Raw genomic sequence first — 21,319 nt, 5'->3', positions numbered from 1 at the left:
TCACCGGCTCCGGTCGGGGCGGTCGGACCCGCCGGCCCCGTCACGACGGGCGGCGCGGGGGGCCCGCCGCGGCAGCACGGCCAGCGAGCGGGAGAGCACCCCGGGGCGCGCGGCCAGCAGCTCGCGGCATCCGGGCTCGTGGCGCGCGAAGGACAGCAGGATGCCGAGGGCGACGATCGTCGTGATGAGCGAGGACCCACCGGCCGACACGAGCGGCAGCGGGACCCCGACGACGGGGAACAGGCCGATGACCGAGCCGATGTTGATGATGGCCTGCCCGAGCAGCCACGCCATGATGCCGGCCGTCGCGATGCGCACGAAACGGTCCTGGGTGCGCTTGACGAGGCGGTAGCAGGCCCAGGCGAGGACGCCGAAGAGGACGAGCACCATGAGGGTGCCGGGCAGCCCGAGCTCCTCGCCGATGATGGCGAAGATGAAGTCGTTGTGGGCCTCCGAGAGCCACTCCCACTTCTCCTTGGAGGCGCCGAGCCCGACGCCCCACCAGCCGCCGTCGGCGAGCGCGTACATGCCGTGCACCGACTGGCCGCACCAGCCGTCGGGGTCGGTCTGGCACTCCGGCGACATGAAGCGGGTGATGCGGTCCATGCGGTTGCTGCTCGTGGCGACCATGTACGCGACGCCCGCGAGCCCCACGGTGGCGCCCGCGCCGAACAGCCACGTCGGGGCGCCCGCGACGGCGAGCACGGCACCGACGATGACGAGCAGCACCATGGCGGTGCCGAGGTCGTGGCCGGCGAGCACGAGGGCGATCACGAGGGCGACGACGGGCACGACGTAGGGCACGAGCACGTGCGACGCCCGCGCGACGAGGGCGCCCTTGTTGGCGAAGATGAGGGCCCCGACGAGGATGAGCGCGACCTTGGCGAACTCGCTGGGCTGGAACTGGATCGGGCCGACCGCGAGCCAGTTGCGGTTGCCGTTGACCGACACCCCGAGGCCGGGCACGAGCACGAGCGCCTGCATGAGGAGCACGGCGATGAGCAGCGGTGCCGAGAGGCGTCGCCACGTCGTCACCGACAGCCGCATCGCGAGCCAGGCCCCGACGCCGCCGACGACCGCGAACGAGAGCTGCCGCACGAAGATGCCGTACGAGGCCTGGTCGGACAGCAGCTGCTCGACGCTGGAGGCGGAGAAGACCATGACGAGCCCGAAGACGACGAGCGTCACCGTGGAGCCGAGGATGAGGTAGTACGTCGTCAGCGGCGACTCGAGCCGCCCGATGAGCGGGCGGGCGTCGTCACCGGCGGAACCGACAGCACCGGCACGACCGGCCGTCGTGCGGGGTGCCGCGGGTCGGGTACCGGTGGCCGATGCCGGGCGGCGGGTGCCGCGTGTCGTCGTCGTCACTCGTCGTCACCCGCGAGGGCGAGCCGCCGGACTGCCTCCTCGAAGGCGTCACCACGGGCCCCGTAGTCGGTGAACATGTCCATCGACGCCGCGGCCGGGGCGAGCAGCACGACGTCCCCGGGCTGCGCGAGGCGCGCGGCCTGCGCGACGACGAGATCCATGACCCCAGTCTCGGTGTCGGCGATGTCGACGACGGGGACATCCGGCGCGTGTCGCTCGAGGGCTTGGGCGATCTGCTCGCGGTCGCGTCCGATGAGCACGACACCGCGCAGGCGCGAGGCCATCTCCTCGACGAGGGCGTCGACGTCGGCTCCCTTGAGCAGCCCGCCGGCGACCCAGACGACCGAGTCGAACGAGCCGAGGGCGGCCGCAGCGGCGTGCGGGTTGGTCGCCTTGGAGTCGTTGACGTAGCGCACCCCGCGCACCGTGGCGAGCTCGGCGATGCGGTGCCGCTCGGGCCGGAAGGCCCGGAGCCCGTCGCGCACGGCGATCGGCCCGACACCGTAGGCACGGGCCAGCGCCGCGGCGGCGAGGGCGTTGGCCACGACGTGGGGCGGTACCGGCGGGCCGTCGCCCTGCAGGTCGGCGACGGTGCACAGCTCGGCGGCCGAGCGCTGGCGCTGCTCGACGAAGGCGCGGTCGGCGAGGACGTCGTCGACGATGCCGATCATCGAGGGGGCGGGGATGCCCATCGTGAAGCCGACCGCCCGGCATCCGTCGACCACCTCGGCGTCCATCACCAGCTGCTCGGTCTGGACGTCGGCGACGTTGTAGACACAGGCGAGGTGGGTGTTGTCGTAGATGCGGCCCTTGGCCCGCAGGTACTCGGCGTAGCCGCCGTGCCAGTCGAGGTGGTCGGGCGCGACGTTGAGCACGGCCGACGCCACGGCCGAGACCGACCGCTGCCAGTGCAGCTGGAAGCTCGACAGCTCGACGGCGAGCACGTCGTAGGGCTCGGGATGCAGCACGGCCTCGAGCAGGGGCGTGCCGACGTTGCCGGCCGCGGTCGCCCGCAGCCCGGCGTGCTGCAGGATCGAGGCGAGCATGCGTACCGTCGTCGTCTTGCCGTTGGTGCCGGTCACGGTGAGCCACGGCGCCGCGCCCTCGCGGGCCCGCATCCGCCAGGCCAGCTCGACCTCGCCCCACACCGGCACGCCACGGGTGGCGGCCGAGAGCATGAGCGGGTCGTGCGGGGGCACGCCGGGTGAGGTGACGACGAGCTCGGTGCCCTCGGGCACGTCGACGACGTGCTCGGCCCCGAGTCGCACGTCGACCCCGAGGATGTCGAGGATGGTGGCGCGCTCGGTGATGGCGTCGGTGCTGTCGCGGGAGACCGCGACCACCCGGGCGCCACGCTCGGCGAGGGCGTCGGCGGCGGCGAACCCCGAGACACCGAGACCGACGACGAGCACCGACAGCCCCGACCAGTCGGCGTCGCGGTGCGTCAGGCCCTCGCGCGGCTCGTAGGACGGGTCGAAGACGGTCACTGGGAGCCCACCACCCATTCGGCGTAGAAGATGCCGAGCCCGAGCGCCACGAAGAGGCCGGCGATGATCCAGAACCGGACGACGACGGTCACCTCGTTCCACCCCACCATCTCGAAGTGGTGGTGGATCGGCGCGATCCTGAAGATGCGTTTACCGGTCGTCTTGAACGAGGCCACCTGCATGATGACCGACAGCGTCTCGAGCACGAACAGGCCGCCGAGGATGATGATGAGCAGCTCGGTGCGGGTCGTGATGGCGAGGCCGGCGAGCGCGCCGCCGAGGGCGAGCGAGCCGGTGTCACCCATGAAGATCTTGGCCGGCGTCGCGTTCCACCAGAGGAACCCGAAGCAGGCGCCCATGCCGGCGGCGGCGATGAGCGCGAGGTCGTGCGAGTCGCGCACCTCGTAGCACTTGATGCCCGGGTTGGTCTGGCAGTTCTGGTTGTACGTCCAGAGGCTGATGAGCACGTAGGCGCCGAAGACCATCGTCGAGACGCCGGTGGCGAGCCCGTCGAGGCCGTCGGTGAGGTTCACCCCGTTCGAGGTGCCGGCGATCATGAGGTTGGCCCAGGCGATGAACAGCAGCGTGCCGACGATGGTGCCGGCGAAGGCGAGGCTGATGTTCGTGTCGCGCACGAAGGAGATGAACGGCGAGGCGGGCGTGCGGTACTGGTCGTTCGGGAACTGCAGCGCGAGTCCTGCGAAGATGACGCCGACGAGCGTCTGCCCCGCGAGCTTCTGCTTCGAGCGCAGCCCGAGGCTGCGCTGCTTGCTGATCTTGATGAAGTCGTCGAGGAAGCCCACGAGCCCGAGGCCCACCATGAGGAACAGCACGAGCAGGCCGCTCGCCGAGGGTGGGTTGAGGGTGAAGAGGTGCGCGAGCGCGTAGGCGCCGACGGTCGCGGCGATGATGATCGCGCCGCCCATCGTCGGGGTGCCGCGCTTGGTGTGGTGCGAGGTCGGGCCGTCGTCACGGATGAACTGCCCGTAGCCGCGCTTGACGAGGAAGCGGATGAAGACCGGTGTGCCGAGCAGCGAGATGACGAGCGAGAAGGCCGCCGCGTAGAGGACGCCCTTCACCGTGCCCTCCCCCCGTCGCCGGTCTCGCTGGTGTCGCTGCCGTCGCCGGTGCCGTCGGGGCTCGTCGGGGGTCTGGTCGTGTCGCTGTGCATGCCGTCGCTGTCCGTGTCGCCTGGTTCGCTCGTGTGGTCCGTGCCGGAGGTCTCGTCCGGTCGCTCGCCCCGGTCGTCGTCGAGGATGTCGTCCCGAGATCCGTCGAGGATGCCGTCGGGGCCGGCGCCCGCGCGGGCGTGACCGTCGTCGGGCCGTACCCCACCGCCCCCGCCACTCGACGCCCCGGCGGCCCGGGAGGTTGACGTGGTGGTCGCCGGGTCGGTCGACGGGTCGGTCGACAAGGTGACCGACGGGGCGTACTCGCCTGTGCCGGCGAGCCGGTCGCCGAGCCAGCGCAGGCCGCTGTCGCGGCTCGACTTCAGCAGCACGACGTCGCCGGGGCGCAGTCGGTCGGCGAGCAGGTCGTGGGCGGCGTCGCGGTCGGGCAACCAGGTCGGGGCGCCGATGGCCCGGGCGCCGTCACCGACGGCGACGACCTCGTCGACGCCGAGCCGGGTGGCGTGACCGAGCAGGGCCGCGTGCTCGGCGTCGGCGTCCTCGCCGAGCTCGAGCATGCTGCCGAGCACGGCCCAGCGCCGGCCGTCGGTCTCGATGGCCGCGAGCGCCTCGAGGGCCGCCAGCATCGACTCGGGGTTGGCGTTGTAGGCGTCGTTGACCACGGTGACGCCGTCGGGGCGCTCGGTCACCTCCATGCGCCACCGGCTGACGGCGACGGCCTCGGACAGGCGGTGGGCGACGTCGTCGAGCCCGACGCCGAGCTCGAGGGCGACGGCGGCCACGGCGAGGGCGTTGCCGACGTGGTGGGCACCGCTCTGGCGCAGCGTCACGGGCCGGCTGCCGCCCGCGGTGACGAGGGTGAAGCGGGCGCGCCCCAGCGGGTCGAGGGTGACGTCGGTGGCCCGCACGTCGGCATCCGGTGCGGTGCCGACGAGCACGACGCGTGAGGCGAGCCTGTCGGCCATGCCGCGCACGAGGGGGTCGTCGGCGTTGAGCACGCTGAGGCCGTCGGCCGCGACGGCGCGGGGCAGCTCGCTCTTGGCCCGGGCGATGTTCTCGCGGCTGCCGAACTCGCCGACGTGGGCCGACCCGACGTTGAGCACGACGGCGACGGCGGGCGGCGCGATGCGGGTGAGGTAGTCGATGTGGCCGACCCCGCGCGCGCCCATCTCGACGACGAGGTGGCGTGTCGTCGGCGTGACCCGGCAGACCGTCAGCGGCACCCCGATCTCGCCGTTGAGCGAGTTGACGGGCGCGACGGTCTCACCGCTGCCGGCGAGCACCGAGGCGAGGAGGTCCTTCGTGCTCGTCTTGCCCGACGAGCCGGTGATGCCGACGACGTGCAGCCCACCGGCGACGGCCCGGTCGACGACGACGCGGGCGAGGCGACCGAAGGCCTCCTGCACGTCGTCGACGACGACACCCACACCGTCGACCGGGCGGGAGCCGAGCACGGCCACGGCACCGGCGGCGAGCGCCGCGGGCACGTAGTCGTGGCCGTCGGCGTGCTCACCGACGCGCGCCACGTAGAGCCCGCCGGGGCCGCACTCGCGTGAGTCGGTGGTGACGGGACCGTCGACGAGCACGGATGCCGGGTCGTCGCAGCCGTGCACGACGCCACCGGTGGCCTCGGCCACCTCGTCGAGCCGCAGGGGGATCATGACGTCCTCCCCGCGCGGGCCGACTCGCCCGCCGCCGCGAGCAGAGCGGCGAGCACGGCGTCGCGGTCGTCGAAGGGGTGGGTGACGGCGCCGACCTGCTGGCCCTTCTCGTGTCCCTTTCCGAGCACGGCCACGGTCGAGGCCAGGCCCGACGTGCGCGCCGCCGTCGTGGCCAGCTCGACGGCCTGCGCGATGGCGGCGGAGCGGGCCCCGCCGTCGACGAGCTGCGCCACCGGAGCGCCCGACGCGCGCTGCTCGTCGACGGTCGCGCGGGCGCCCGCGAGCAGGGCCTCGCGGATGCTCTCTGGCGCCTCGGAGCGGGGGTTGTCGTCGGTGACGACGACGACGTCGGCGCGTCGCGCGGCGGCGGCGCCCATCGCGGGACGCTTGCCGCGGTCGCGGTCGCCACCGGCGCCGAGGACGACGACGAGCCGCCCCGGGGTCGAGGGTCGCAGCGCCTCGAGCGCGGCGTCGACCGCGTCGGGGGTGTGGGCGAAGTCGACGATGCAGCGGGGGCTGCCGGGCGTGTGCTCGTCGGCGGCGGCCACGAGCTGCATGCGGCCCGGGACGTCGGGCGGCACGGCCATAGCCGCCGCCGCGTCGTCGAGCCCGACCCCGCACGAGGCCAGGGCGAGCGCGGCGAGGGCGGTGTTGGCGACGTTGAAGGTGCCGGCGAGGTGCGAGACGAGGTGCATCCGCTCCCCCGTGGCGGGCCGGTGCAGCACGAAGGCGCCGGGGCGGGACTCCTCCTCCGGGCTGGGCAGGACGACCCAGTCGGCGTCGTGGTCGGGGCCGCCCCCGTCGCCCCCGACGTCGCCGTCGGGCCGGGTCACGACGCCGGTTGCGAGCGTCGTCACCGGGACGGTCGCGTCGGCGGCGAGCCGGGCGCCCCACGCGTCGTCGACGCAGACGACCCCGGCGTGCGACCGCTCCGGGGTGAAGAGCGAGGCCTTGGCCCGGAAGTAGGCCTCCATGTCGGGGTGGAAGTCGAGGTGGTCCTGCGAGAGGTTGGTGAACAGGGCGACGTCGTAGACGACGCCGTCGACCCGGTGCAGCTCGAGGGCGTGGCTGGAGACCTCCATGACGCAGGCGTCGACGCCGCGCTCGCGCATGAGGGCGAGCAGCGCGTGCAGGTCGGTCGCCTCCGGCGTCGTGCGCTCGGAGTCGAGCCGGTCGTCGCCGACGCGGGTCTCGACGGTGCCGATGAGCCCGGTGCGCCGGCCGAGCGCCCGCAGGGCCGACTCGACGAGGTACGCGGTCGTCGTCTTGCCGTTCGTGCCGGTGATGCCGAGCATCGTGAGGGCCTCGCCCGCCCGGCCGTACACCTCGGCCGCGAGACCGCCGAGGGCCCCTCGGGGGGCGTCCACGACGACGACCGGGACGGCATCCGTCACCTCGTCGCCGAGGCGGTCACGCCCGGACGGGTCGGTGAGCACCGCGACCGCCCCCTGGCGCACCGCCTGCGCGGCGTAGTCGGCGCCGTGCGCGTTGAAGCCGGGCAGGGCGGCGTAGAGGTCGCCGGGCTGCACGCTGCGGCTGTCGAGCGTGACACCGGTGACGAGCGGGTCGGCGTCGCCCGGGGAAGGGGTCGCTTCAGGCAGCCGGGTGAGCAGCGCGTGGAGCGTCAGCCCCGGCGCCGGGAGACGGGTCAACGGGTGTGGCACGGCACCCGAACCTACAGCCCGTCGCGCTTGGCCCGGGCATCGCTCAGCACCGTCGGGTCGTCGTCGCTGAGGGGCTTCGTCGCCCACACGTGGTAGTCGAGGTCCGAGGGCGTGCTGGGCGGGGTGTTATCGCGCTCGATGAGGTAGGTCATGACCTGGTTGAACACCGGGCCGGCGAGGGCGCCACCGAACATGCCCGACGCGGGCTTCTGGATGAAGACGGCGACGACGTACTTCGGCTTCTCGGCCGGCGCGTAGCCGATGAAGGAGGCGGTGAAGCCGTTGTACCGCTTGAGCTTGTCGTCGTAGCGGTCGGCGGTGCCGGTCTTGCCGGCGACGCGGTAGCCCTTGATGCGGGCGTCGCGGGCGGTGCCGTCGGGGCCCGTGACCTCCTCCATCATCCGCGAGAGCTCGGTGGCGGTCTGCTGCGAGACGACCCGCTCCCCCGTGGCGGCGGGCGTCGGCACGAGGGTGCCGGCGTCGTTGACGGTGCCCTCGACGAGCGACGGGGCGATGCGCACGCCGCCGTTGGCGATGGTCTGGAAGACGCTGGCGGCCTGCACGGCGGTGACGGCGTAGCCCTGGCCGAAGAGCAGGGTGTAGCGCTGCTGGGCGTTCCAGTCGGACGCCTTGGCGAGCACGCCGGCCGACTCGCCGGGGAAGCCGATCGGCGTCTTCTGGCCCACGCCGAACTTGCGGTAGTACGACTCCATGACCTGGGGCTTGACCCGCTCGCCGATGAGGATCGTGCCCATGTTCGACGACTTGCCGATGACCCCGGTGGCCGTCATGTTCTCGACGCCGTGGGCCTCGTTGTCCTTGAACCGGATGCCGGCCCGCGGCAGCCGCTCGGGGACGATGACGCCCGTCGTCGGCGTGATCACCCCCTCCTGGAGGGCCGCCGCCATCGTCATGAGCTTGCCGGTCGAGCCGGGCTCGAAGGCGTCGTTGAAGGCGAAGTTGCCGAGGGTCTTCTTGTCCGCGGCGGCGATGTCGTTGGGGTCGAAGGTCGGGTAGCTCGCGGCGGCGCGCACCTTGCCGGTGGCGACCTCGATGACGACGGCGGTACCCGACTCGGCCCCGACCGCGGTGACCTGCTTGGCGATCGCGTTCTGGGCGTACCACTGCATGTCGGCGTCGATGGTGAGGCGGACGTCACGCCCGTTCTGCACCTCGGTCACGGTGCGCTCGGACCCCGGGATGGTGTAGCCGTCACGTGCCGTCTCGGCCACCGTCTTGCCGGGGGTGCCGGCCAGCGTGCTGTTGAGCATGTACTCGACGCCGGCGCCCGGGGTCTGGTCGTTGCGGACGAACCCGACGACCTGGGCCGCCGACATGCCGTTGGGGTAGACCCGCTCGGCCTGGCGCTCCGCGGCGATGCCGGGCATGCCCAGGGCGCGGATCTTGGCCCACACCGTCGGGTTGATCTCCTTCTTGACGATGACGTAGCGCGTCTTCGGCTTCGTCAGCAGCGGGGTCAGCTCGGCGGCGCTCATGCCGAGCAGGGGTCCGAGGTCGGCGACGGCGCCGGCCACCCCGACCGTCGTGACCCGCCCGTCGACCCGCTTCTTGTACTCGTCGACGACCGTGGGGTCGACGGTGAGCGTGTACCGCTCGACCGAGTCGGCGAGCACGACGCCGTTGGTGTCGACGATCTGCCCGCGCATCGGCGGCGTCGTGTGGGTGACGGCGCGCTTCTGCAGCGCCGCGGCCTGCGTGGCCGAGGCGTCGAAGGCCTGGATGCGCAGCAGCTGCGCCGCGAAGACGGTGAAGACCGCGAGGACGACGGCGAACATGATCGTCGCGCGGCGGCGGGGGTTCGCCCGCGAGATGCGCAGCCGGCGTCGGGGTCCGCGGGGCCCCCGCGGGCCGCCGGTGCTGCCGGCGCGCCGTGCCGCAGCGGACCGCCGGGGGGCGGGACCGCGGCCGGTGCCCGACGACGCGGACGTTGACCGGGCGGCGGGGCGGGCGGCCTGCCGCGGCGTGGCGCTCCCCTGCCCCCTCTGTGCCCGCGGTGACGACGGGGCGGCCGACGATGCCGAGGATGCCGGGCTGCGGCGGGCGGTGCTCGCGGTGCCCGGCGTCTTCGGTGACCTCGCGCCCGACCCGGCGGAGGCGGACCCCCGTCCGGTGGTGGGGGCGCCCGACCGGGGGGTGGTGCGCGTCCCGGCGGCGGCCCGCGGGGTGCGGCCGGGGGTCTGAGCCGCCCGACCGGGCGTCCGGCCGGGCGTCCGGCCGGGCGTGCCGCCGGGAGTGCGGCGGGGTCGGTCGTCGCCGGGGCGACGGGGCTCGTCGGCGGGGGGTCGCGTCACGGGTTCACCTGCTGGCCGGGGTCGTTCGAGTCTCTGCTGCTGCCGGTGCGTCCGGCTGGACGTGGGTACCGGAGCCCAGTGTCGCCCTCGCGGCACCCGCGGGCGTGGCAGTGCGGTCCGTCGGCGTGGCGTGGCCACCCGGGTGGGAGGGGGTGGGGCTCGGGGCAGCGCTCCGGGCTGACGGACCGGCCGTCATCGGGTGGCGCCGGAGCCGGTCGCCTTCGCCTCGGCGGCCTTCTTCGCCGCCGCCTTCGCGTCGGCCGCCTTCTTCGCCGTGGCCGCCTTCGCCGCGGCGGCCTTGGCCTCGGCCGCCTTCTTCGCCGCCGCGCGGTCGGCCGCGGTCACCGTCGGCTGCACCGTGGCGAGCACCGAGGCGCCGGCCTTCTGCAGGCCCTCGGAGTCGGTGTCGGTCAGGCGCGGCGGCGGGGTGGCGCGGGTGACGACCGTGTACTTCTGGTACGTCGTGGCCGGGTAGGCCGTGCCCGAGACGGTGCCCTTGGAGAGGTCGATGTAGGCGCGGGTGTTGCTGCGCACCATGCCCATCTTCGTCGCCGTGGCGGCCAGGGTGCTGCTCGCCGAGTCGTAGGCGATGGCCTCGCGCAGGTTGTTCTCGGTGTCGGTGAGGGTGCCCGACTCGCGCTGCAGCTGGCCGAGCACGAGCGAGCCCTGGGCGAGGGCGGTGTTGAGCAGGAGCAGGGCGATGAGCCCGGCGACGAGCAGCACGACGCAGAGCCCGGCGAAGGCGCCGTTGCCGGTGCTCGTGATGCGCTGCGGGATGACGCGCAGCGGGGCCGGGCCCTGGCGTCGAGGGGCGCGCAGCGGACGGGCCGTGGCGGTCATCTGGCTCATCGGTGGGGTCCCTTCGGGTGGCGGGTGGGCGCCGGTCGGGTGGGGCTGGTGGTCTGACGGTGGGGCCGCGACGACCCGGCGCCACGGGCGGCGGTCTCCCGAGTGCGCTCGGCGACGCGGTAGCGGGCCGAGGCGGCCCGCGGGTTCTCGGCCACCTCCGCCTCGGTCGGCTCCTCGGCTCCGCGGGTGACGAGGGTGAGGTACGGCGCGTGCTCGGGCAGCTCGACCGGCAGGCCGGGCGGCGTGCTCGAGGTGGCCCCCGCCACGAAGGCCCGCTTCGTGATGCGGTCCTCGAGGGAGTGGTACGACAGCACGGCCATCCGGCCGCCGACCGCGAGCACGTCGATGCCGTTCTCGACGGCACGACGCCACACGGCGAGCTCGTCGTTGACCTCGATGCGCAGGGCCTGGAAGGTCCGCTTGGCCGGGTGGCCGCTCTGGCGCTGGGAGGCGGTCGGGATGACCCGGCGCAGCAGCTCGACGAGCGGGCCCGACGTCGTGAACGGCTCCTGCTCGCGCCGGCGTACGACGGCCGCGGCGATCTTGCGGGCGAAGCGCTCCTCGCCGTAGTCGCGCAGCACCCGGGCGAGGTCGTCGGCGTCGTAGGTGTTGAGCACGTCGGCGGCCGTCGGGCCGTCCGACTGGTCCATTCGCATGTCGAGCGGGGCGTCGACGCGGTAGGCGAAGCCGCGGTCGGTCTCGTCGAGCTGCAGCGAGCTGACCCCGAGGTCGAAGAGGATGCCGTCGACGGCATCCTTCCCGAGCTCACCGCGGGCGTGCAGGTCGGCCACGACGTCGTCGATCTCGTCGTACACCGCGTGCACCGGGATGAAGCGACGGCCGAAGCGGGAGAGGCGCTCCCCCGCCAGCGCCAGCGCTTCGCGGTCGCGGTCGATGCCGACGACGACGACCTGAGGCAGGCGCTCGAGCACGCCCTCGGCGTGGCCGCCCATGCCGAGGGTGGCGTCCACGTGGACGGCACCGGGGGCGGCCAGGGCCGGTGCGAGCGACTCGACGACGCGGTCGCGCATGACGGGGACGTGTCGCCCCTGTGCCGCGCCCCGCTCCGTCATCTCGCCCTCTCGTGCGTGGCCCCTGCCGCGCTCGTGCCGTGCTGCCCGTGTCCTGCTGCCGTTCGTGCCGTGCTGGTCGTACCGGTCGTACCGGTGGTGCTGGTGGTGCTGGTGGTGCTCTCCTGCTGGGCCGCTCTCGCGTCTCCCGGTCACCTGCGGGCGGGTCCCCATCCGCTGCCGCCGCCCGGGGCGGGGGAAGTCGTCCCGGGAAGGCAGCGGCTGGAGGCCGGCCCGCAGGTGCTCAGACGATGCCGGGGACGACCTCCTCGGCGATGTCGGCGAAGCTCTGCTCGCTGGCCTCGAGGTAGGTGGCCCACGTCGCGCTGTCCCAGACCTCGAGGCGGGCGCCGGCGCCGATGACCGTCACCTCGCGGTCGAGGCCGGCGTACTGGCGCAGCGCGGCGGGGATGGTGAAGCGGCCCTGCCGGTCGGGGACCTCGTCGGAGGCGCCGGAGAGGAACACGCGCATGTAGTCGCGGGCGGCCCGGCTCGTCGTCGGCGCGGCCTGCAGCTGGCCGGCGACCTTGACGAACTCGTCCATCGGATAGATGAACAGGCAGCGCTCCTGACCACGGGTCACGACGAGGCCCTCGCTCATCCGGTCGCGGTACTTGGCCGGCAGGAAGATGCGGCCCTTCTCGTCGAGGCGGGGCGTGTGCGTACCGAGGAACACGGCTCGCCACCCCCTTCGTCGACCCGCTCGCGGCACCACGCCTTCCCTACATCCACCACCTTACTCCACTTCACTCCACCGTCAACGCTCCAGACCCGGTTTTTTGTCCGAATCTCGCACGTCGCCGCAGGTCAGGACGGTGGAGCGAAGTGGGGCGCTGACATCGACCCGGCGACCCGGCATCCGCCCGTCCGCCTCGCTTGACGGGTGCCGGGCGATGGTCGGGGCACCCGGTGCGAACGATCGCGGCGCGAAGTGCGTTGGGGTGGTGGAGAGTGGAGGGGACGCTCCCGCCTGCGCGCCGTCGGCCCACCAGCCGTCGGCGCGTGCCGTGAGGGAGGATCAGGAACGGACGGGCGCCCGATGCGGGTACCCGGCCCACAGGAGCACGACGAAGCGTCATCGAGGCAGCGGAGGACAGCGTGACGACCGACTTGACCGGCCGGACGACAGGGCCGGTGACCGGCGTGCAGCAGAACGGCGACGCCGGGCTGGCCGACCTCGACCTCGTGCGCCAGGTCTCCGACCGCCTCGCCGGGGCGATGACCTCGGTCATCGAGGGCAAGCCCGACGTCGTGCGCACGACGATCACCGTGCTCTTCGCCGGCGGCCACCTGCTCATCGAGGACGTGCCCGGCGTCGGCAAGACGATGCTGGCCAAGGCCTTGGCCCGCTCGATCGACGCCACCGTGCGCCGCATCCAGTTCACGCCCGACCTGCTGCCGAGCGACGTCACCGGCGTGAGCATCTTCAACCAGGACCAACGCCGCTTCGAGTTCCGCCCCGGCGCCATCTTCGCCAACGTCGTCGTCGGCGACGAGATCAACCGCGCGTCGCCGAAGACCCAGTCGGCCCTGCTCGAGTCGATGGAGGAGCGGCAGGTCACCGTCGACGGCACGACGTACGAGCTGCAGTCGCCGTTCATCGTCATGGCGACCCAGAACCCGATCGAGATGGAGGGGACCTACCCCCTCCCCGAGGCGCAGCGTGACCGGTTCATGGCGCGCATCTCGATGGGCTACCCCTCGGCGGCCGCCGAGCTGACGATGCTCGAGTCGCACGGCGCCCACTCCCCGCTCGACGACCTCACCGCGGTGACCGACGCGGCGACGATCAGCCGCGTCGTCGAGGCCGTCAGCCGGGTCCACGCCAGCGCCGCCGTGCGCCAGTACATCGTCGACCTCGCCACCCGGTCGCGCACGACGACGGCCCTGCGCCTCGGCGCCTCCCCCCGCGCGGCCCTCCAGCTGCTGCGGGCGGCGCGCGCCCACGCCGCGCTCGAGGGGCGTGACCACGTGCTGCCCGACGACGTGCAGCAGCTGGCCGCCCCCGTGCTGGCCCACCGCATCATGCCGTCCTCCGAGACCCAGCTCGCCCGCCGCACCACGACCGAGGTCGTGCACGACCTGCTGCGCCAGGTGCCGGTGCCCGCGCAGGCCCGCTGACCCGTGCGGGCGCTGCGCAAGGTCCTCACCACCCGGGGGCGGGCGTTCGTCGGGGCCGGCGTGACGCTCGTGCTCGCCGGCGTCTTCTTCGGCTTCCCCGACCTGACCCGCTTCGGGGTGCTGCTCATCGCGCTCCCCCTCGTCAGCGCCGGGCTCGTGCGCACCCGCCGCACCCGGATGCGCATCGAGCGGCACAGCTCGCCCGAGCGCGTCGCCGTCGGTCAGGAGGCGCACGTGGCCCTGTCGTTCGAGAACGTCAGCCCGGGCACCACCCCCCTGTTCCTCGCCGAGGAGCGGCTCGACCACACCCTCGGTGACCGGCCGCGCTTCGTCGTCGGGCGCATCCCGCCCGGGCGCGTGCGCACCATCGACTACACGGTGCGCTCCCACCTGCGCGGCCGCCACCGGCTCGGGCCGCTCGGCGTGCAGGTGCAGGACCCGTTCGGCCTCGCGAACCGGCACGCCGTTCTCGAGGGCAGCAGCGACCTCGTCATCCTCCCCGCCGTGCACGCGCTCGGGTCGAGCCGCCACCCCAGCTCGGGCGCGGGCTCCGAGGGTGAGCAGGCCCACCTCATCGCGCTGCACGGCGAGGACGACGTCACCATCCGCGAGTACCGCGACGGCGACGACCTGCGCCGCATCCACTGGCCGGCGACCGCCCGCACGGGCGACCTCATGGTGCGCCAGGAGGACCGACCGGCCCAGCGTCGCGCCGTCGTCGTGCTCGACCCCCGGCCGACCGCGCACGGCGGCAGCGGGGCGGGCTCGTCGTTCGAGTGGGCGGTCAGCGCCGTCGCCTCGGTCGCCGTCCACCTGTTCACCGCCGGCTACGCGGTGCACCTCGTCACGGCCGAGACCGTGGCCAGCGCCCGCGCGGCCGAGACCCTCGGCATCGACGAGATGCTCGACGTGCTGGCCCTCACCGGGCAGCACGACGACACGGGCAGCGACGAGATCCTTCGGGCGTCGCAGGCGCTCTCGGGCGCCGGCGGCTTCGTCGTCGCCGTCCTCGGCCCGTGCGACCGCGAGGCGACCGGCCGCGTCGCGAGCCTGCGTCAGCCGGGCACGACGGGGCTGGCCCTCGTCGTCGAGGCCCGTGAGTTCGGCGAGGCCCCGGATGCCGACCCGGCCGGGGAGCACGTCGACCTGCTTCGGGCCGCCGGGTGGCGGGCCGTGCGGGTGGGCCCGCACGATGCCGTGGCCGACGCGTGGTCCGACCTCACCGCCGCGACCGTCGGGAGCACGCGATGACCCGCCGACGCTGGCGCATCACCCTGCTCGGGGCGCTCGCGACCCTCGCGGCCGTCTACCCCGTGACGAGCCTGTTCCGCGACAGCGGCTGGCTGCCGGCATCCGTCCTCATGATCGCCCTCGTCGCGGTGACCGGTGTCGTGGCGCGTGGCCTCATCCGCTCGCGGGTGCTCGTCGTCGTGGCGCAGGTGGTCGTGGCCGCCTACGCCGTGGCGCTGCTCTACGTCGGCGACTCGTTCGTCCTGCTCGTGCCCACGGTGGAGACGCTCGTCGGGGCAAACGACCTCGCCCTGCAGGCGCTCGACACCGCCCAGCGCTACAGCGCGCCGGCCCCGCTCAACGAGGGCGTCTCGTTCTGCCTCGCCGTCATCGTCGCGCTCGTCGCGATCTGCGTCGACGCCATGGCGGCCACGTGGCGCAGCCCGGCCGCGGCGGGTCTGCCCCTGCTGACGGCCTACCTCATCACCGCCGCCAACGGCCAGGCGGCGCTGGCCCTGCGCTACTTCGTCGTGCCGGTCGCGATCTGGCTGCTCATGCTGCACACGACCGCCCGCGCCGGCTTCGGTCGCTGGGGCACCGCGAGCGCCACCGACGACGCCGGCCGGGTCGACATCGGCGGCGACCGCGCGGCGCTGCGCAGCTTCAGCGCGGGGGCGGTCCGGCTCGGTCTCGTCGGGGTGGTGCTCGCCCTCGTCGTGCCGCTCGCCATCCCGCACTTCGCGCCCCGCTACCTCACCGACGGGCTGGGTCGCAGCGAGGGCGGCGGGGGCGGCGGCTCCGTCGGGTTCAACGACACCGTCGACCTCACCCGCAGCCTCAACAACCTCGACACCAAGCCGGTGTTCGAGTACACGACGACCGACCCCTCGCCCGGCCCCATCCGCGTGCTCGCCGTCAGCAGCTACTCGCGCGGTGAGTGGACGGCGCTCGGCAACGACGGCAGCGGCCCCGACGCCCCGGCGCCGCTGCCCCCGGCCGACCAGCGCACGACCTACGAGATCGACGTCAGCGAGAACACGCTGGCCGCGCCGCGGCTGGCGGTGCCCTACCCCGTCGTCTCGGTCGCCCTGCCCGACACGGTGAGCTGGCGCACCGACCCGGTCACCCGGGACGTGCGCGTCTCGCAGGCGGTCGCGACCTACCGGGCCACCTTCGCCGACCTCGCCCCCCTCGCCACGGCCCTGCGTGAGTCGGGCACCCCCGACTCCGCCGACATCACGTCCGACGACCTCGCGGTGCCCGACGTCGCCCGCGACCTCGTCGACTCGTGGTCGAGGGAGGTCGTGGGCGACGCCGACAACCCGCTCGACAAGGCCATCCGCATCCAGGACCACCTGCGCAGCTCGCGCTACCAGTACAGCCTCGACCTCGGGGAGCCCCTGCGCGACGAGGCCGGGCGCATCGTGGAGCCGATCCGCACGTTCTACGAGCGCCGCATCGGCTACTGCACGCAGTTCGCCACGGCGATGATCATGATGGCCCGGGCCCAGGGGATCCCGGCCCGCATGGCCATCGGCTTCCTGCCCGGGACGCAGGGCGACGAGACGAACGTCGTGCGGGCCTCCGACGCCCACGCCTGGCCCGAGCTGTACTTCCAGGGCTACGGGTGGCTGCGCTTCGAGCCCACCCCCGGCGTGCGTGCCGGTGACCCGCCGCCCTACACCGTCGTCGGTGACGATTCGAGCACAGGCAGCGGCGGCCGCGAGGCCACCGAGAGCGCCTCGGCGGCGCCGACCTCCAGCGCGGCCCCGACCTCGACCACCACGGTCGCGGAGGCGGCGCAGACCCAGGTGACCGAGACCAACAGCCCCCTGTCGTCCGTCTTCTCGGTGCGCACGCTCGTCGTCGTCCTCACGGTGCTCGTGCTGCTGCTCGCCCTGTTCGTCATGCCGATCACCGCCTGCCTCGTGCGCCGGCGTCGGGTGCGGGCCGCCACGACGCGACAGGACCTCGTCGAGATCGACTGGGACGACCTCACCGCCCACCTGCACGACCTGGGCCTGCCCGACGCGGGTGGGGGCACGCTGCGGCAGGTGCGCGACCGGTGGATCAGCCAGGGGCACCTCGAGAGCGAGGACGCCGAGGCGCTGCGCCGGGTCACGACGACGCTCGAACGCGCCCGCTACGACCGGCCCGAACGCACGACCGCCACCGAGACCGACCTGCTGCACCGCGACATCCGTGACATCCGCCGCCGGGTCGGGCGGAGCCGGGCCTGGCAGGCGCGGCTGCGGTCGCTGCTGTGGCCGGAGGCCGGGGTCTCGGTCTGGCGAGGGCTGCGCGAGCGAGTCACGGACGTGATGGGCCGCCGCTGACCGGCCTGCCGGCGGAAGAGCGACCGTAATGTAATGCCCCGGCACGCCGGGCCTCGAACCGCCATGCCGCCCCTGCGGTGCCGCATGGCCACCAGCGAGCAGCACTGCTGACCTCTGTTAAGCAAGAATGTCGGCATATGCCGTCGAACGCTGGCGCCAGACAGTACAGTCGCCACCAGATGAGGCTCCTCGTGCGCTGCCAATGAGGTATTTCCGTCCTGACGGAATGTCAACGACAGGTCAGTCGCGGTGGACAGCGGACCAGCTATGAGCGTCTCGCTCGAAGAATGAACCTGCCCTGTCGAGACAATGGGAAAGTGCCGCCGAGGTGGTCTCCTACATCAATTCCACACCGTTTTCCATGTTTTCCCGTGCTTTACCCTCACTCGAACCCGAGCCGGGGATCCCCCAATCAAGGGAGCGCCTTCATGCCCAAACGACTTTATGCCGCCCTCGGAACTCTGGGACTGACCGCCACTGCCATCACCGCATCTGCGACGACGGCTGCCGCGGACGCGCCGTGTGCCATCACCAACTTTGCCCCGCGATCGGTGACAGTCGGCCTGTCTCCAGTCACCTCGACTTTCGGCATCTCGACCACTGGCTGCGCGCTGACCTACTGGAACGCCGAGGACAGCGGATTCCTGTTCTACGTGTACAAGGGCTCGCCGCAAAATACGTTCAACCCTTACGACAACGCCGACGCCGGATACCACCACGTCATCGTTTCCGCCAGCAACAGCGAATACGACACCACCGAGAAGACCTTCACCAACGGCTTCACGCTCAAGCGCAACGCCGGGTGGAACAACACGTTCAACGCCTCCCCGGAGCCGGTCACCAAGGGCAAGCCCATCACCATCAGGGGCAAGCTCATCATCGCCGACTGGAACAACAACCGGTATGTCAACTACACGAACCGCACCATCCAGGTCCAGTTCAGGGCCGGCACTTCTGGCCCCTGGACAACGGTGAAGTCTGTCGTGACCGGATCGGACGGCTGGCTCTCGACCACAGTGACCGCCACCCAGAGCGGCTACTGGCACGTCGTCTGGGCCGGCAACTCGGCGGCCGGGGCAAACACATCCCCAGCCGACTACGTGCAGGTCGTCTCCTGATCTGACCTGGGGGTTTGAAAGGCACCCGGGCCCCGCCCGTGAGGTCGCCCCGCCCGCGCGATCTCGCAGAACTCGGTGGCGAGGTCTCTGCCGTCGTCAGGCATGTGTCGACCTAAGCCGAAATCCCTCGCGGGCAATGGCCCAGGCCGTCTCCGGCCCCCCCCACGGTCAGAGGCCCGGTACCGCGGACGTGATGGGCCGCCGCTGACCGGCGGGCCTGCGCACCGTGACGCCCTCGGAGCCCCCGCCCGCAAGACGGAGCCCCCGCACCCTGGTGGGTGCGGGGGCTCCGTCGTGCGTGGGCCGACCTCAGTCGAGGTAGTCGCGCAGCACCTGCGAGCGGCTCGGGTGGCGCAGCTTGCTCATCGTCTTGCTCTCGATCTGGCGAATCCGCTCGCGGGTCACGCCGTAGACCTTGCCGATCTCGTCGAGCGTCTTCGGCTGGCCGTCGGTGAGGCCGAACCGCATCGACACCACACCGGCCTCACGCTCGGAGAGGGTGTCGAGCACCGAGTGCAGCTGCTCCTGCAGGAGGGTGAAGCTGACGGCGTCGGCGGGCACGACGGCCTCGGAGTCCTCGATGAGGTCACCGAACTCGCTGTCGCCGTCCTCACCGAGGGGGGTGTGCAGCGAGATCGGCTCGCGGCCGTACTTCTGCACCTCGACGACCTTCTCGGGCGTCATGTCGAGCTCCTTGGCGAGCTCCTCCGGGGTGGGCTCGCGCCCGAGGTCCTGCAGCATCTGGCGCTGAACGCGGGCCAGCTTGTTGATGACCTCGACCATGTGCACCGGGATGCGGATGGTGCGAGCCTGGTCGGCCATCGCGCGGGTGATGGCCTGACGGATCCACCACGTCGCGTAGGTGCTGAACTTGTAGCCCTTGGTGTAGTCGAACTTCTCGACGGCACGGATGAGGCCGAGGTTGCCCTCCTGGATGAGGTCGAGGAAGAGCATGCCCCGGCCGGTGTAGCGCTTGGCCAGCGACACGACGAGGCGCAGGTTGGCCTCGAGCAGGTGGTTCTTGGCCTTCTTGCCGTCCATCGCGATCCAGTTGAGCTCGCGCCCGGCCTTGGAGAACTTCTCCTGACGGGTCGCGTCGGCCATCTTCTCCTCGGCGAACAGGCCCGCCTCGATGCGCTTGGCCAGCTCGACCTCCTGCTCGGCGTTGAGCAGGGCCACCTTGCCGATCTGCTTGAGGTAGTCCTTGACCGGGTCGGCCGTCGCGCCCGCGGTGACGACGGTCTGCGCCGGGGCATCGTCCTCGTCGTCGTCGCGGATGACGAAGCCGGACTCCTCGGTCTCGGCCTCGGCGGCCTTGGGGGCCGCCTTGGTCGCTCCGTCCTCGCCGGCCTCGGCGGTGTCGTCGCTCGCGTCGTCGGCCACGACCACGTCCTCGACGACGACGTCCTCGAGCTCGCTCGGGTCGGCGTCATGCGGCTCGGCCTCCTCGGCGGTCGCAGCGTCCGCGTCGGCGGCCGTGGCGGCCGTCTTCTTCGTCGCGCGCTTGGCCGGTGCCTTCGTGGCCTTGGCGGTCTTGGTGGCGGATGCCGTGCCGCCGGCCGACGCGGCCGCGTCGGCGACGTCACCGGTGGTCTTCGCCGTCTTCGCCCGCGTGGTCGTCGTCTTGGCGGCGGTCTTGGCGGCCGTCGTCTTCGCGGCGGCGGACTTGGCGGCGGTCTTGGCCGCCGTCTTCGTCGCGGGCCTGGCGGCCTTGGTCGCGGTGCGGGCCGCGCTCGTGCCGTCGCCGTCGGCCGCGGCAGAGCCCGCGTCGGTCGTCGAGGTCGTCGTCGTCGACGACCGGGCGGCGGACTTGCTCGCGGCGGTGCTGGTGCGTGCGGCAGACACGGTGGCTCCCTTACTACCGGTGCGGGTGGTCTTGCTGGTCGTGCGAGGAGACTCGACGACCACCTCGATGCCGTGGTCCTCGAACGTCGTGAGGACTCGCTTCATCGCCTTCAGGCCGAGGTCGGCGTCGATCTGCGCCTGCTGGATCTCCGAACCGGTGACGCTGCCGGTGGCGCTGCCCTTGGCGAAGAGGTGCTGCATCGCGGGGTGCTGGAAGGCCTTGGGAAGGATCGCGGACGATCCGGGAAGTGCTTGCGTCGACACGAACTTCGAACGCCTTTCGTCGCGAGACTCGCATGAGGGCGCGCCCGTCACCGGACACGACGCATCACCGAGAGAGTTGGAGGGTTTCGCTCCGGAAGAAGCGTGGCCTGGTGGAGTCGCTCTGCGGTGCTCGGACGGTGCCGCCCCGCTCGAGTCGATCTCGCGTTCTGCCTGGTGCGATCCGGTTCACAGCCATTATAAAACGTGCTAGGCCCTGACGAGAAACGGAACGGGACTTCTGCTCGTCCCGCGCGTGTCCCGAGGCACCCTCTCCCGCACGCGGCACCCTGCGGTCGGCCCCGGCACCCGGGACGTGCACCACTGGGCGCGCGGCCCTCACTCCGCCTTGACGGCGAGAACGGGGCAGCTCGCGTCGAGCAGGATCCGCTGGGCGTTCGAGCCGAGGATCAGCTTGCCGACGGGGCTGCGTCGGCGCAGGCCGATGACGATGAAGTCGGCGTTCTCGGCCTCGGCGACGCTGATGAGGTCCTCGGCGGGGTCGTTGCCGCGCACGAGCGTCCGGACCTCGTGCTCGAGCCCCTCGTCCTGGAGCTGGCGGGCGACCCGGGCGAGCTCGGCCTCGAACTGGGAGGCCTCATCGGCGTCGAAGTCCTTGCTGCCGCCGCGGTGCGAGCTGATGACGATCAGCTTCGCGTTGCGCAACAGGCACTCCTCGGCGGCCCGCTTGAGGGCGGCCCGGCCTTCTCGGGTGGCGACGTAACCCACGACAATGGCCACTGTTCCGGTCCTCCTCGCGACGCTGACATCGTGCCTGACAGGTCGGACCGTACCCGAAAAGGCGGGTGGCCGGGCGAGGCGGCGTGACGCCGCGCCGGGCCGGGGTCGACCAGGTCGGGCCACCGC

General features: G+C 72.7%; 16 protein-coding genes. 5 read left to right on the top strand and 11 right to left on the bottom strand.

Translation table 11 applies throughout. The annotated features are described in order from the left end of the window. The 6 genes from ftsW to DFJ68_RS02950 are packed head-to-tail and all read right to left on the bottom strand — an operon-like array spanning position 1 to position 9,106. Positions 1-1,368 (bottom strand): putative lipid II flippase FtsW, encoded by a 1,368-nt coding sequence (gene ftsW / locus DFJ68_RS02975; protein ID WP_121030888.1) that lies wholly within the window; start codon positions 1,366-1,368, stop codon positions 1-3. Then, positions 1,365-2,873, bottom strand: a complete 1,509-nt coding sequence (gene murD, locus DFJ68_RS02970; RefSeq protein ID WP_121030886.1) for a UDP-N-acetylmuramoyl-L-alanine--D-glutamate ligase — start codon at positions 2,871-2,873, stop codon at positions 1,365-1,367. The genes ftsW and murD overlap by 4 nt, the downstream gene beginning before the upstream one ends. Then, complete coding sequence (mraY, locus tag DFJ68_RS02965) at positions 2,852-3,934, bottom strand: phospho-N-acetylmuramoyl-pentapeptide-transferase (protein ID WP_121030884.1); 1,083 nt, start codon at positions 3,932-3,934, stop codon at positions 2,852-2,854. The genes murD and mraY overlap by 22 nt, the downstream gene beginning before the upstream one ends. Further along, positions 3,931-5,646, bottom strand: coding sequence for a UDP-N-acetylmuramoyl-tripeptide--D-alanyl-D-alanine ligase (locus DFJ68_RS02960; RefSeq protein ID WP_121030882.1), 1,716 nt, complete (start codon positions 5,644-5,646; stop codon positions 3,931-3,933). Before DFJ68_RS02960 ends, mraY begins: the two co-directional genes overlap by 4 nt. Then, a complete protein-coding gene (locus tag DFJ68_RS02955) occupies positions 5,643-7,310 on the bottom strand; it encodes a UDP-N-acetylmuramoyl-L-alanyl-D-glutamate--2,6-diaminopimelate ligase (protein WP_245963422.1) in 1,668 nt (555 codons plus the stop codon). Before DFJ68_RS02955 ends, DFJ68_RS02960 begins: the two co-directional genes overlap by 4 nt. A gap of 11 nt (positions 7,311-7,321) precedes the next feature. After that, positions 7,322-9,106: a peptidoglycan D,D-transpeptidase FtsI family protein gene (locus DFJ68_RS02950; RefSeq protein ID WP_121030878.1), complete on the bottom strand. Its 1,785-nt coding sequence runs from the start codon at positions 9,104-9,106 to the stop codon at positions 7,322-7,324. 133 nt (positions 9,107-9,239) lie between these two features. On the opposite strand from DFJ68_RS02950, the gene DFJ68_RS02945 reads away from it, so the two are divergent. Next, on the top strand, positions 9,240-9,512 hold the full coding sequence (locus DFJ68_RS02945; RefSeq protein WP_147431502.1) for a hypothetical protein: 273 nt from the start codon (positions 9,240-9,242) through the stop codon (positions 9,510-9,512). Positions 9,513-9,814: 302 nt separating this feature from the next. On the opposite strand, the gene ftsL is transcribed toward DFJ68_RS02945, so the two are convergent. The 3 genes from ftsL to mraZ all read right to left on the bottom strand — a co-directional run bounded on the left by ftsL (position 9,815) and on the right by mraZ (position 12,217). Further along, positions 9,815-10,471: a cell division protein FtsL gene (ftsL, locus tag DFJ68_RS02940; protein WP_147431501.1), complete on the bottom strand. Its 657-nt coding sequence runs from the start codon at positions 10,469-10,471 to the stop codon at positions 9,815-9,817. Continuing rightward, positions 10,468-11,502, bottom strand: coding sequence for a 16S rRNA (cytosine(1402)-N(4))-methyltransferase RsmH (gene rsmH, locus DFJ68_RS02935; RefSeq protein ID WP_245963421.1), 1,035 nt, complete (start codon positions 11,500-11,502; stop codon positions 10,468-10,470). Before rsmH ends, ftsL begins: the two co-directional genes overlap by 4 nt. A gap of 283 nt (positions 11,503-11,785) precedes the next feature. Continuing rightward, a complete protein-coding gene (mraZ, locus tag DFJ68_RS02930; RefSeq protein WP_121030870.1) occupies positions 11,786-12,217 on the bottom strand; it encodes a division/cell wall cluster transcriptional repressor MraZ in 432 nt (143 codons plus the stop codon). Positions 12,218-12,675: 458 nt separating this feature from the next. On the opposite strand from mraZ, the gene DFJ68_RS02925 reads away from it, so the two are divergent. From DFJ68_RS02925 to DFJ68_RS18080, 4 genes are all read left to right on the top strand, one after another. After that, positions 12,676-13,662 (top strand): AAA family ATPase, encoded by a 987-nt coding sequence (locus DFJ68_RS02925; protein ID WP_420823668.1) that lies wholly within the window; start codon positions 12,676-12,678, stop codon positions 13,660-13,662. A 3-nt stretch (positions 13,663-13,665) separates the two neighbouring features. Further along, positions 13,666-14,913 (top strand): DUF58 domain-containing protein, encoded by a 1,248-nt coding sequence (locus DFJ68_RS02920; RefSeq protein WP_121030868.1) that lies wholly within the window; start codon positions 13,666-13,668, stop codon positions 14,911-14,913. After that, positions 14,910-17,228, top strand: coding sequence for a transglutaminase TgpA family protein (locus tag DFJ68_RS02915; protein WP_121035026.1), 2,319 nt, complete (start codon positions 14,910-14,912; stop codon positions 17,226-17,228). Before DFJ68_RS02920 ends, DFJ68_RS02915 begins: the two co-directional genes overlap by 4 nt. A 428-nt stretch (positions 17,229-17,656) precedes the next feature. Then, the gene (locus DFJ68_RS18080) at positions 17,657-18,346 is read left to right on the top strand and encodes a hypothetical protein (protein WP_147431500.1); all 690 of its coding nucleotides are present in this window, start codon (positions 17,657-17,659) and stop codon (positions 18,344-18,346) included. 309 nt (positions 18,347-18,655) lie between these two features. Here the strand turns inward: DFJ68_RS18080 and DFJ68_RS02905 are convergent, their stop codons facing one another. Together DFJ68_RS02905 and DFJ68_RS02900 are read right to left on the bottom strand one after the other, a co-directional pair. Further along, complete coding sequence (locus DFJ68_RS02905; RefSeq protein ID WP_121030864.1) at positions 18,656-20,392, bottom strand: RNA polymerase sigma factor; 1,737 nt, start codon at positions 20,390-20,392, stop codon at positions 18,656-18,658. Positions 20,393-20,791: 399 nt separating this feature from the next. Next, entirely contained in the window at positions 20,792-21,193 is a 402-nt protein-coding gene (locus DFJ68_RS02900) for a universal stress protein (RefSeq protein ID WP_121030862.1), read from the bottom strand. Positions 21,194-21,319 lie beyond the last annotated feature (126 nt).

Source organism: Terracoccus luteus (genome assembly GCF_003635045.1).
GTDB classification, from domain to species: Bacteria; Actinomycetota; Actinomycetes; order Actinomycetales; family Dermatophilaceae; genus Terracoccus; species Terracoccus luteus.
Note: the sequence above shows the minus strand (reverse complement) of the source record. Positions and strands in the feature narration are given on the sequence as shown.